Genomic DNA, 12,087 nt, shown 5'->3' on the forward strand with positions numbered 1-12,087 from the left:
CTCCTGGCCCAGGAGCACGCCTGAGTTGTTGCCGAGGAGCTCGATGAAGGACTGGGCGAAGACCGAGTGGGGGCCGCCCACCGAGTCCAGCACCGGCTCCACGCCCCCGGAGCTCATCGCCATGCGCGAGCGCTTCTGCGCGATGAGCTGCATGAGCTTGGCCCGGTCGCCCTCGCTGAGCCCGCCCTCGATCTGGCCCAGGGAGGAGCGGGTCAGCGTCCCCGAGAAGCAGGAGTCGGCCACCACCAGGAGCTGGCGCACCGTCATGGCATTGAGCACGTCCGTGATGGCGATGTTGGAGATCCAGTTGGCGGAGCTGTTGGGCTCGGCGTCCACGGGCAGCCAGTGGCCGCGCTGGTTCACCTTGTCGAGCTCGCCGTGCCCGGCGTAGTAGATGAGGAGGTTGTCCTTCTCGGTGAGCCGCTCGCGCATGGTGTTGAGCGCCGACAGCGTGTCGTAGCGGGTGGCGTTCAGCAGGAGCGTCACCTTGAAGCCGTAGTCGCGCTCGAGGATGCGCGCGACCTCCCGGGCGTCGTTCACGGCGGTGCGGAGCCGCCGCAGTATCTTGTAGTCGTTGTTGCCGATGACGAGGGCGTGATAGGTCCCCAGCGCGATGTCCTTCTTCTTGAGCGGCGTGCCGACCCTGGCCGGCGCCGCGGCGCCGGCCGCGGCCATCTGCGGCTCCGGCGACGACAGGATCAGGAACTCGAGGGTGGACTTCCGCCCGCGCCGGTCCACGGCCACGATCCGCACCCGCTCGTCGGCCGATCGCGTGAGCCCGACCTGGCTCTTGAAGAGGTTGTCGCTGCCCAGCTTCTCCTCGCGCCCGTTGACCGTGAGCGACAGGAGCCCGTCGCTGGCGTTGACGCGCCCCACCACGACCAGCCGATCGGCCGCCGGAGCCCGCGCGGCCCGCGTGCCGCGGGTGACGACCAGCTCGGGCTCGATGAGCTGGATGTCGGGGCCGGCTTCCGCGGTACGCTCGCGGATGCGCGTGAGCTCTGCCCTCAGGGCGGTGGAGTCCGCCTCGGAGCGGGCGAGGGAGGTGCGGAGGTCGGCGAGCTCGCGGTCCTTCGCGGCGAGCCGGGTCTCCCCCTGGGAGACGGAGGCGTCGAGCTCGAGGATCCTGGCGGTGGCCGCCTGCTCGCTCTTGCGGGAGGTCTCGAGGTCCTGGCGCAGACGGCCGAGCGCCCCACGCTCGGCCGCGGCCTCGCTCCCACGCTCGGCCAGGCTCTTGCGGAGCGCCTCGGCCTCGCGCTGGGAGCGGTCGAGCTCGGCGGCCCGCTGGTGCTCGAGGCGCTCGGCCTCGGCGCGCCTGGCGGTGGCCTCCGCCTCGGAACGGGTCAGGGAGGCGCGCAGCGTGGCCAGGTCACTGTCCCTGGCGGCAAGCCGGGCCTCGCGCTCGGTGATGGCCTGCTCGATGTCGCGCAGGCGCGCCGCCTGGGTCTGCTCCTTCCCCCGCGCGGCCTCGAGCTCCTGGCGCAGGCGGGTGAGGGCGTCCCGCTCGGCTGCGGCTTCGTCCCCCCGCTCGCCGAGACGCTTGCGCAGGTCTTCGACCTCGCGCTGGGCCCGAGCCGCCTCGGCAGGGCGCTCGCGCTGGAGCCGGTCCAGCTCCGCACGCTTCGCCGCGGCGGCGGCCTCGGAGCGCGTCAGCGAGGCGCGGAGATCGCCGAGCTCGCGGTCCTTGGCGGCCAGCCGGGTCTCGCGCTCGGCGATCCCCGCCTGAAGCTCCCGGAGGCGGACCGATGCTGCCTGCTCGCTCTTGCGTGAGGCGTCGAGGTCCTGACGGAGCCGCGCGAGGGTCCCGCGCTCGGCCTCCACCTCACCCCGGCGCTGATCGAGTCTCTGGCGCAGGCTGTCCAGCTCCCGCTGGGCGCGGTCCAGCTCGCCCTGCTTCGTCTCGAGCTGGCGCCGCAATTCGCCCACCTCGCTCCTGAGCTGCCGGACCTCGGCCGAAGTGTCGGCGGGCGCGATGGTGAAGGAGAGGTCGCCGAGGCCCGCGGCGCGGCGGTACCACGCGAGCGCCTGGGGCGGGTCCTTCGGCACGCCGAGCCCCCGCTCGTAGAGGTGCCCCAGGTTGATGGCCGCCCGCGAGTAGCCGCTCTCGGCCGCCCGCCGGTACCACTCGGCGGCCGCCGCGTGGTCAGGGGGAACGCCCAGCCCTTTCTCGAAGATCTCGCCCACGTAGGTCTGGGCGGAGGCGTCGCCCTCCTTCGCCAACGGGAGCCAGATCTTGAGCGCCGTGGCGTAGTTGGAGCGATCGAAGGCGACGTACTCTCCGCCCCGGATCTCGCAGTCGCGGGCGGAGGTCTTGATGGCGCGGCGCGCCGTGAGAAAGGTCATCTGTGCCCCGAGCCGGCGGATCTGGCCCGGCAACAGGCAGTCCACGACGAGGAAGTCCTCGGCCTTGCCTGGGTTCTGCTGGAGCTGGGTGGCCGCCTCCCGGCCTGCATCGCCGGTGGCGGCGCAGCCGGCGAACAGGAGCGTGGCGAGGGCGGCGAGGCCGGGGCGCCGGCGAGCAGTCGGGGAAGAGAAGGCCTGCGAACAGCGCATGCACTACGTACTATCAGGGGAGAGTTGACGCATGTCAATCCAGAGGCTTGACACCCCCTCGCGCGGCTAAGGAGAGTCAGCACCCCGGCACCCCCCGCCCTCGCCTTCGGTAACCGAACTCTTGACTCGATGCGTTTTCTTGCAGCGCCGCCATCTCCCATAGTAGACTCAGCCGCCATCCGTAACCGGCGGCCGGGCACGTTGCCGGGCGAAATCGGCCTGGCGAGGGGGAAGCAATGAGATCGACGCGCCGCTCTGCAGTGCCCGCGGCCCTGATGCTCCTCTGCGTCTCCGTTCTGCCGCTGGGCCCGGCCGCCGCCGGGGAGTTGATCCTCGCGCCGGGTCTCACCGCTCCCCAGCGGTCCATGGCTGCCGCCATCGACGTCGTCTGCCCCAAGCTGCTGGCCGCGGGCCTCGCCACCCAGGACTCGGCCGCCGGTGACCTGACGAGGCGCTGCCGTGAGATGCGCCAGACGGCCAACGCGCTCCAGGGCACGGGGCCGACCGCGTTCTCGCTCGGCCTCACCAACGACCAGCTCGCGAACGCTCTCGGGCTCCTCACGCCGGAGCAAGCGGCCGCGCAGGGACGGCCGGCGTTCAACATCGAGGTCAACCCCTCCCGGGTCATCGCCGGGCGCCTGGGCGCGTTGCGCCAGGGTGCACGGGGCATCACCGCGGGCGACCTGCGGCTCGACATAGACGGCAAGGCCGTCGCCAGCTCCGGGCCCCTCCGGCTCGACGGCGGCGGAGGCGGCGCCAGCGCCGATGAAGCGGGCACCGCCGGGGGGCTCGGGGCTTTCGTCAATGGATCGTTTGGTTTCGGCGACAAGGATGGGACCGCGCGCGAAAGCGGCTTCGACTTCGAGGCCGGTCTGGTGACGGCGGGCGTGGATTACCGGTTCACGGACAGCCTCGTGGCCGGAGTGGCGGTGAGCTACTCCAGGACCACCGCCGATTTCGAGGCGGGCCTCGGCGACGCCGACACTCAGCGCTACGGCCTCTCGCTGTACGCCACCAGCTATTGGGGCGCCTTCTACGTCGATCTGCTGGCCGGCTTCGCCTGGAACACCTACGACATGACCCGGCGGATCTCCTACGGCGCTGGCGCCGCGGCGGTGGACCGGACGGCCCAGGCCGACACGGACGGCCCGCAGTACACCATGAACGTCGGGACGGGCTACGAGTTCCATCCGGCAGGCTTCACCGTGACGCCGTTCCTCCGGCTCGAGGCCGTCGGCCTCCACATCGGCGGTTACACGGAGAGCGGGGCGTCGGGGTTCAACCTCACGGTCAAGAGCCAGGACGCCTTCTCGCTCCAGCACGCGCTCGGGGGGCAGCTCGCGCGGCCCCTCAGCACCCCCATCGCCGTGCTCGTGCCGTCCTTGCGCGTGGAATGGCGCCACGAGTTCCTGGACAGCAAGCGGCGAATCACCGCCAAGTTCGCCGAGGATCCCTTCAACACGTTCTTCTCGATCCCCACGGACGACCCGGATCGGGACTTCGCCGCCCTCGCGGCCGGCCTCTCCGCCCAGCTCAGGCACGGGATCGCGGCCTTCTTCAGCTACGACACCGTGCTCGGGCTTCGGGGCGTGACCTCCCACAGTTTCACCGGCGGGGTCCGCGTCGAGTTCTGATCAGTCTCCCGACCCTGCCCCCACGCTCGCCGATCAGGAGCGAGGGCGTTGGCCGTCCCTTCCTAGGCTGCAAAGCACAAGAAAATTGGCTCTACCGGCTTTCGTGTGGGTAGAGGTCGAGGCCTCCACAGTGGAAGTAGATGGCCGTCTTGAAGTGCTCGGCGTTGCGGAAGCCGCGGGCGGTCTTCTTCACCCACTGGATGACCGCGTCGACCCCCTCGAGGCCGTCCACGTGGCCAAGCTGGAGACACTTCGCACCGCCTACGAGATCGCCAAGAAGCACAACGGGGCTCCGGGTATCGACGGGGTGACGTTCGCGGCGATCGAGGCCAGCGGCGTCGAGGGGTGGCTGGCGCACCTGCGGGACGAACTGGTCACACGCACCTACCGGCCGCTGCGGAACCGGCGCGGCAGGGGGCGCTCAAGCTCATCATGGAGCCCATCTTTGAAGCGGAGATCAATCCGATCCTGCGTGGCTGGGTGAACTACTTCCGGATCGGGAACTCGGGCCGGTGCTTTGCCTACGTGATGAACTGGGTCGAGAAGAAGGTGCGGCGGCACTTGATGCGGGCGAGGAATCGTGCGGGCTTCGGCTGGAAGAGGTGGAGTACGGCTCTACGCGGCGCTGGGGTTGTTCCGGGACTACCACGTCCGCTACGGGGCCCGCGCCTGAAAGCGCTCCCCGGCCGATAGGTCGCATAACCCTTGGCGTGAAGCGAACAGGGGAGCGGCGTACGGGAAATCCGTTTGCGCCGTTTGAGGTGGCGGGGGCTGGAGACGGGCTCACGGCGACCCTACACGGGCACGAATCTGGAAACGGCGGATACAGCCAAGGGGAGCCTACGGGGCACCGCGCCAGTCCTCGACCCTACTACGCTCCTCCCCCGCTCCTACGCTCTCCTCGCTGGCGTCACCGGAGATCGGGCTCGTCTACGGGCCCAACAATGTGACCGGCGTCCTCCTCGCGAGCGCGCTGGTCGTGGCCCTCTCCGCCGCCCTCGTCGCCGCGCTCAGGCTGCCGCGGCGAACGTGTCCCTGACCGGCGGTCGCCCTGACGCGACCGCCGGGCGGAGATCGCGCTGCGGCCGGTCCGGCGGCCGGGCTCAGCCCGCGTATCCCTCCTGCCGGTCGCGGGCACGGAGCGCGGGATCGCGCTCGGCCGGCGGCCCGTAGCCGCCGCCCCCGGGGAGGAGGATCTCCACCAGCGCGTCAGGGGGAAGCGCCTGCTCGGCCTTCGGGTTGGCGGGGGGGCGGCCGTTCACGAGCACCTCGCCCGGGGCGCCCGGCTCGCCGCCGAAGAAGCCCTGGGCGGGCACGCGGGTGCGGTCGCAGAGGATCGAGCAGACGTAGGGCTCCCGGGTCCGCACCCGGAAGGCGATCACCTGGCCGAGCCCGCCCCGGTAGCGGCCGTCGCCGCCCGAGCCCTCGCGGAGAGCCTTCTTCTCGACGAGGAGCGGCGACAGCGACTCGATGACCTCCACGGGAGTGCCCAGCACCCCCGACGGGAAGGCGGTGGCCGAGAGCCCATCCTTCGTGCTCCGGGCCCCCGTGCCGCCCGAGGTGAAGAAGATGTAGGTGAAGGGGGCGCCTGCTGCGTCCTTGCCCGCCGCCTGCACCCCCCAGATATTGGCCGAGCCCTCGGCCATGACGTGTTCCGGGAGCGCCTCCTTGAGGGCGCCCGCCACCACGTGGGGCAGGAGGTGCCCGATGATGTGCCGGGCGGCCACGGGGGCCGGGTGGCGGCAGTTGAGGATGCTTCCCGCGGGGGCGCCGATCCGTAGCGGGCGGAACGCCCCCTCGTTGTTGGGCACGTCCGGGCTCACGACGATCTTCACGCCGTACGTGGTGTAGGCCTCCGTGTAGTTCATCACCACGTTGATGCCGCGCCGGCTCTCGGGCGAGGAGCCCGCATAGTCGATCCAGAGCTCGTCCCCCCGCACCTCGCAGCGCACCGCGATGGTGACGGGCTCGCCGAAGCCGTCGGAGGTGATGCGGTAGGCGTAGGCGCCGGGTCGGAGCCGGGCGATGGACTCCCGCATGGCGCGCTCGGTCCTGCCGATGATCTCGTCGGCCAGCGGCTCCAGCGTCTCGATCCCGAACTCGTCCATGAACTCGAGCAGGCGGTCGCCCCCGACCGCCCCGCCGGCGATCTGGGCATGGAAGTCTCCCATCACGAGGTCGGGGAGGCGGGTGTTGGCGTGGATCAGGGCGGCCAGCGGGCGGCTCAGCTCCCCCGCCTCGTAGAGCTTCATGATGGGGATGAAGAGCCCCTCCTCGTACACCTCGCGCGCCTCGGCGGAGAGCACGTGGCCGCCGATGTCGGCCGTGTGGCAGGTCGAGGCGAAGAGCGCGACGCAGCGCCGCCCCCTGAAGACGGGGGTCACGATCGTGACGTCGTTGAGGTGCCCGGAGGTCTTCCAGGGATCGTTCGTGATCAGGACATCGCCGGCCCGGAGCGACTCGATGGGGTGAACCGCGAGGACGTGCTTCATGCAGAGCGCCATCGAGTTGATGTGGCCGGGCGTGCCGGTCACGGCCTGGGCGATCATGTAGCCGCGCCGGTCGAAGACGCCCGCGGACAGGTCCCCCGCCTCTCGCACCACGGAGGTGAAGGAGGTCCGCTGGAGGGCGGCCGCCTGCTCGTTGACCACGCCGATCAGCCGGTTCCAGCAGATATCCAGCGTGACGGGATCCATGGCGCTCACGGGCGGGGCTCCGTGGGGCGGCGGGCGACCACGCAGGCCTCATGGGTCGTCTGCGTGGCGTCCTCCGTCTGCATCCAGGCGGTGAAGGCCTGCACGGCGGCCCGCCGCTCGTCCTCGTCGAGATGGCCGGCCGCGACCATCTGGCGGCCGCGGCTGTCGGCCACGAGCCGCCAGGCGCCGGCCACGCGCAGGAAGTCCGCGTCGCCGGCCCGCACGGTCTCGACGAGCGGCGTCACGTGGATGTCCACGAGACCGGCGGCGGCGCACATCGCCGGCACTCGCTCGATGATGGCGTTGTCGAGCCCTCCGGCCTCGCGCCACTCGAGGAAGGCCCTGTAGAAGCGCGTCCAGGCGCCAGGCGGCTGGCTCCACTCGGCCCTCGTGTGGTCGTAGTCCAGGACGACCACCTGACCGCCGGGCCTCACGGCGCGCGCCATGGCTCCGAGCGCGGTCTCGGCGTCGGGGATCCACTGCAGGACACGCGCCGCGTTGACCAGGTCGAACTCCGCCTGCCAGCTGCTCTGGCGGATGTCGCCCTTGTAGAAGACGAGGTTCGGGATCTGGCCGGGCGGGCTCGCCTTCTCGGCGGCGGCGATCATCTCGGGGTTGAGGTCCATGCCCACCACGCTGCCAGGGTCCACACGCCGGGCTATCCCCATGGTGAGCGTGCCGGGACCGCAGCCGACGTCGAGCACCGTCATGCCAGGCTCGAGGAGCTCGAGAAGACAGCGGTGGCTGTTCTGGAGGGTCCGCGCGGTCAGTACCGCCAGGGCCTCCCGAGGGACGTACGCGTGATCGGTGGGGCGCATCAGAGCAGCCTCGCCACGAGGGTGAGCCGCTCGTCCACGTGGACGATGGCCCCGGGGCCGATGATCGTCGTGGACTCGCGCTCCTCGATGATGGCGGGCCCGCCGATGCGCATGCCGTGGCGGAGGGCATAGCGGTCGTAGACGGGCGTGTCCGCGTGGCCCCCCGCCTCGGGGAAGTAGGCTCGGCGGCGTGTCTTGACCTCGGGCTCGGTCCCTGCGGCGCCGGGGCCCTCGGCCACGCCCTCCGTGGCCGGGACGCTGGGCGTGGGACCCGAGACCACCACGCGCCAGTTGAGCGCCTCGATGGGGACGCCCATGGGGGTGCGGCTGTAGAGCATCCTGTAGGCCTCCTCGAAGGCAGCCGTGAGGGGCGCGAGGCTCTGCGGCCCCAGCGGGCCCCCGGGGACGGGGGCCTCCACCTCGTGCCCCTGGCCCAGGTAGCGCATCTCGGCGCTGCGGCGGAAGGCCATGTCCCGCTCGGCCACGCCCGCGCGGCTCAGCACCTGTCGCCCCTCGGCCTCCATCTCGGCGAACAGCTCGTTGACGCGGTCCCAGTCGGCCCGGTCGAGCGGCTGAGGGGCCGTGCGGACGAAGTCGAAGGCCAGCGGCGCGGCCAGGAGGCCATAGGCCGAGATGGCGCCGGCGGCGAAGGGGATCAGGACGCACGGGGCCTTGAGGATGCGGCCCACGTTCCACGCATGCACGGGACCCGCGCCGCCGAAGGCGAAGAGGGGGTAGGCCCGCAGGTCCCGGCCGCGCTCGATGCCATGGATCCGCGCCGCGGCGGCCATGTTCTCGTTGACCACGCGGTGGATGCCCCAGGCGGCTTCCATGAGGGACAGCCCCATCGGGCGCGCGACGCGCTCCTCGACGGCGCGGCGGGCAGCCTCCGCGTCGAGCCGCATGCGCCCCCCCAGGAAGAAGTCGGGATCGAGGTAGCCAAGGAGGAGGTCGGCGTCGGTGACGGTGGGCTCGGTGCCGCCCAGGGCATAGCAGGCCGGGCCCGGATCGGCGCCAGCGCTCCGGGGTCCGACCTTCAAGAGCCCCATCCGGTCCACGCGCGCGATAGAGCCGCCGCCGGCGCCGATCTCGATCATCTCGATGACGGGGACGCGGATCGGCAGCCCCGAGCCCTTCTTGAAGCGGTCGGCGCGCGCCACCTCGAACTCCCGCGCCACCAGCGGCCGGCCGCCGTCGATGACGCAGGCCTTGGCCGTGGTGCCGCCCATGTCGAAGGAGAGCAGGCGCTCGGCCCCCATCTGGCGGGCGGCGCGCGCGGCGGCCAGCGCGCCGGCGGCGGGGCCGGACTCCACGAGGCGGATCGGCACGCGCCGGGCCGTCTCGGGCGTGGCGATGCCACCCGAGGAGAGCATCACGTAGAAGTTCCCGGGGATCCCCATCTCGGCGAGCTTGCGCTCGAGGTCGTCGAGGTAGCGCGCCATGAGCGGCATCACGTAGACGTTGGCCACGGTGGTCGAGGTGCGCTCGAACTCGCGGATCTCGGGCACCACCTCGGATGAGCAGGAGACCGGCAGCCCGGGCGCCAGCCCGGCGACGAGGGCCGCGAGGGCCCGCTCGTGGGCGGGATTGCGGTACGCGTGGAGCAGCGACACGGCGATCGCCTCGACGCCCTGGGTCAGGAGCGCCGCGACGGCGGCGCGGGCGGCCTCCTCGTCCAGCGGACGGAGGACACTGCCGTCCGGCAGCAGCCGCTCCGGCACCTCGAGGCGCAGGTGGCGCGGCACGAGGGGCGCGGGCGGATCGATGAAGAGGTCGTACATGTCGTACCGTCCCTCGCGGCCGATCTCGAGGGTATCGCGGAAACCGGCCGTGGCGAGGAGGCCGGTGCGCGCGCCCTGACGCTCGATGAGGGCGTTGGTGGCGAGGGTCGTACCGTGGATCAGCGTGCGCACGGCGACCGGCGCGCCCCGGGCCTCGTGGAGCAGGGCGACCACGCCCTGCTCGACGGCCTGGGCCGGATCCTTCGGCGTCGTCAGGAGCTTGCCGACGTGCACCGCCCCCGTGGTCTCGTCCACCCAGACGAGATCGGTGAACGTGCCGCCGATGTCGACGCCGATGCGGGCGCTGGTGGGCGGGGGCGGGGCCATGGGGCGCTAGTGTAGGGGGCGCCTCGAGATGCGTCAAGGACTGGCACGGGGCCCTCGACCCGTGTCGCGGGGCCGTGGTATTCTCTCGCTGCCTCCCGGAAAACCCGGGTGTCATCGACGCGCTCACCTTCCAAGGAGGTTCCGATGAAGCTGCGCAAGAGCTCTCTCGCTCTGCTCGCCGCCACGCTCGCCGTGGCGCTCGTGCTCCCCTCCGCGCCCCTGGCCCAGCAGCGGAGGCTCGTCACCATCGCGTCCGGCTGGGTCGTGGGCGTCTACTATCCGCTGGCAGGGGCCATGTCGCGGATCGTCTACAAGGTCAAGGACCTCAACATCCGGGCCACCGTGGAGTCCTCCGGCGCCTCCGTCGCCAACGCCCAGCTCGTCGGCTCCGGTGACGCCGACTTCGCGCTGCTCCAGAACGACATCGCCTATTACGCCTACAACGGCGTGACGCTGTCGGCCTTCCAGGGCAAGCCCGTCAAGAACATGGGGGGCGTGTTCACGATCTATCCCGAGCTCGTCCACGTGGTGGCGACCAAGGCGTCGGGGATCAAGGGCATCCGCGACCTCAAGGGCAAGAAGGTGGTGCTCGGCCCGCAGGGGTCCGGCACCGAGGCCAATGCGATCCAGGTGATGGAGATCCACGGTCTCAAGGTGGGCGACGTCCAGGCCGAGCGCATCGACGCCGCGGCCGCGGCGGATCAGCTCAAGGACGGGCGGGTGGACGCGGCCTTCTTCACCACCGGGCTCGGCTCCGCCGTGATCGTGGACACCTCCATCTCCGGCAAGACGGTGCTGGTGCCGGTGGCGGGGAGCGAGGCCGCGGCGCTGATCAAGAAGTACCCCTTTTACACGACGGTGAAGGTGCCCGCCAACACCTACAAGGACCAGGCTGAGGCCCAGACGGTGGCGGTGATGGCGATGATGGTGGCCAGGGCCGAGCTGTCGGAGGACCTGGTCTACAAGTTCACCAAGGCCATCTTCGACGACCTCAAGCAGTTCCACGAGGCCCACTCGGCGGCCAAGAGCCTGACCCTCGCGACGGCGCTCAACGGCATGCCGATCCCGCTCCACCCGGGAGCGGAGAAGTTCTTCAGGGAGAAGGGCATCAAGAAGTAGCGGAACGGGGACACCGGTGATCCGCCGCTCCCGCCTGATCCTCGCCCTCATCGCCGTGGCCATGGTCCTGGCCACGGCGGCGGGGGCGTGGCTCCCGGGGGAGATGGGCGGTGGGCCCGGCCCCGAGCTGGTCGTGACGGAGGCCCGGGCCAGTCGCGTCCTCCTGCGGCACCTGGTGGCTCCCGGGGAGCGGTTCACGCTCGCCTATCTGCACTCGGTCTCGCAGACGCGGGTGAGCGGCGTCTTCGAGGTGGTGGCCGGGGGCGACCTCGTCGTCCGCGAGACCTCCTTCGGCACCTTCGGGCCCGGTCTTCCCGAGCTCGGGCCGGGCGACCGGTACGAGATCCGCGACGGGCTCATCCGCCAGTTCGGCCTGAACCAGCGCCTGCCGGAGATCTCGCTCTTCGTTCATCCGTACACCGAGCACCGGCTCGAGGTCGGCGGGCGCACCCTGGATCTCTCCGGAACGCTCCCCGGGGGCACGCTGGTGCGCATCGCCGTCGAAGCCACCCGCTGACCCTGCCCCGGCCCGACGTGCTTCGGCTCCGGGTGACAGCGCCGGGTCGGGCGGGAACACCGGTCCCGTGGCGATAACCAATCAGGAAAGGGGAACGCGATGCCGACCGTGCTGTACGAGCAGAAGGATCGCGTCGTCACCATCACGCTCAACCGTCCGGACGCCATGAACGCCGTGGACCCCGAGACCCACGAGGCGCTGATCGACGCGTGGCTGCGCTTCCGGGACGACGACTCCGCCTGGGTCGCGATCCTCACCGGAGCGGGCGACAGGGCGTTCTCTGCCGGGGCGGACCTCAAGACGTTCGTCCCCGCCGAACGCGGGGGCGGCGGGGGCATCCGGCGGAAGGAGTACGGGTTCGCCGGCATCACCAAGGGGATGGAGATCTACAAGCCGATCATCGCGGCGATCAACGGTTTCTGCCTCGCCGGCGGGCTCGAGCAGGCGCTCTGCTGCGACCTCCGCGTGGCGTCCACGACCGCGCGCTTCGCGCTCACCGAAGTGCGCTGGGCGATCATCCCCGGCGGCGGGGGGACGCAGCGGCTGCCGCGAGCCGTCCCGCTCGCGAAGGCCATGGAGCTGACCCTGCTGGCCGAGCCGATCGACGCCCAGGAGGCGCTCCGCATCGGGCTCGTCAACAAG

The 12,087-nt window shown here is 71.3% G+C and carries 9 protein-coding genes and 1 pseudogene; 5 read left to right on the top strand and 5 right to left on the bottom strand.

Features of this window, described 5'->3' with window-relative positions:
• On the bottom strand, positions 1-2,553 hold a 2,553-nt coding region (locus HYV93_26415; protein ID MBI2529504.1), incomplete at its 3' end, for a caspase family protein.
• A gap of 236 nt (positions 2,554-2,789) precedes the next feature.
• On the opposite strand from HYV93_26415, the gene HYV93_26420 reads away from it, so the two are divergent.
• Entirely contained in the window at positions 2,790-4,187 is a 1,398-nt protein-coding gene (locus HYV93_26420; protein MBI2529505.1) for an autotransporter outer membrane beta-barrel domain-containing protein, read from the top strand.
• Between the two features lie 91 nt (positions 4,188-4,278).
• Here HYV93_26420 and HYV93_26425 read toward each other — a convergent pair whose 3' ends face one another.
• The gene (locus HYV93_26425; protein ID MBI2529506.1) at positions 4,279-4,419 is read right to left on the bottom strand and encodes a hypothetical protein; all 141 of its coding nucleotides are present in this window, start codon (positions 4,417-4,419) and stop codon (positions 4,279-4,281) included.
• Positions 4,420-4,619: 200 nt separating this feature from the next.
• Between HYV93_26425 and HYV93_26430 the strand changes: the two are divergent.
• Positions 4,620-4,860 (top strand): annotated as a pseudogene (locus HYV93_26430) (hypothetical protein).
• Between the two features lie 430 nt (positions 4,861-5,290).
• Here HYV93_26430 and HYV93_26435 read toward each other — a convergent pair.
• Genes HYV93_26435 through HYV93_26445 form a run of 3 tightly spaced genes read right to left on the bottom strand, consistent with a single transcriptional unit; the run spans position 5,291 to position 9,809 of the window.
• A complete protein-coding gene (locus HYV93_26435) occupies positions 5,291-6,892 on the bottom strand; it encodes a hydantoinase B/oxoprolinase family protein (protein MBI2529507.1) in 1,602 nt (533 codons plus the stop codon).
• Entirely contained in the window at positions 6,889-7,701 is an 813-nt protein-coding gene (locus HYV93_26440) for a methyltransferase domain-containing protein (protein MBI2529508.1), read from the bottom strand. The genes HYV93_26435 and HYV93_26440 overlap by 4 nt, the downstream gene beginning before the upstream one ends.
• Positions 7,701-9,809 carry a hydantoinase/oxoprolinase family protein gene (locus HYV93_26445; GenBank protein ID MBI2529509.1) on the bottom strand — a complete coding sequence of 703 codons (2,109 nt, stop codon included), beginning with the start codon at positions 9,807-9,809 and terminating at the stop codon, positions 7,701-7,703. Before HYV93_26445 ends, HYV93_26440 begins: the two co-directional genes overlap by 1 nt.
• Positions 9,810-9,953: 144 nt before the next feature.
• Between HYV93_26445 and HYV93_26450 the strand changes: the two genes are divergently transcribed.
• From HYV93_26450 to HYV93_26460, 3 genes are all read left to right on the top strand, one after another.
• The gene (locus HYV93_26450; GenBank protein MBI2529510.1) at positions 9,954-10,928 is read left to right on the top strand and encodes a TAXI family TRAP transporter solute-binding subunit; all 975 of its coding nucleotides are present in this window, start codon (positions 9,954-9,956) and stop codon (positions 10,926-10,928) included.
• A 16-nt stretch (positions 10,929-10,944) separates the two neighbouring features.
• The gene (locus HYV93_26455; protein ID MBI2529511.1) at positions 10,945-11,445 is read left to right on the top strand and encodes a DUF1850 domain-containing protein; all 501 of its coding nucleotides are present in this window, start codon (positions 10,945-10,947) and stop codon (positions 11,443-11,445) included.
• Positions 11,446-11,544: 99 nt separating this feature from the next.
• A partial coding sequence (locus HYV93_26460; GenBank protein MBI2529512.1) for an enoyl-CoA hydratase/isomerase family protein occupies positions 11,545-12,087 on the top strand: 543 nt, incomplete at its 3' end.

The organism is Candidatus Rokuibacteriota bacterium (assembly GCA_016188005.1).
Taxonomy (GTDB): domain Bacteria; phylum Methylomirabilota; class Methylomirabilia; order Rokubacteriales; family CSP1-6; genus UBA12499.

Bases quoted from the DNA above. Each gene is read 5' to 3' on its own strand.
- HYV93_26440 (MBI2529508.1), bottom strand. From the start codon at position 7,701: ATGCGCCCCACCGATCACGCGTACGTCCCTCGGGAGGCCCTGGCGGTA.
- HYV93_26420 (MBI2529505.1), top strand. From the start codon at position 2,790: ATGAGATCGACGCGCCGCTCTGCAGTGCCCGCGGCCCTGATGCTCCTC.
- HYV93_26450 (MBI2529510.1), top strand. From the start codon at position 9,954: ATGAAGCTGCGCAAGAGCTCTCTCGCTCTGCTCGCCGCCACGCTCGCC.
- HYV93_26445 (MBI2529509.1), bottom strand. From the start codon at position 9,809: ATGGCCCCGCCCCCGCCCACCAGCGCCCGCATCGGCGTCGACATCGGC.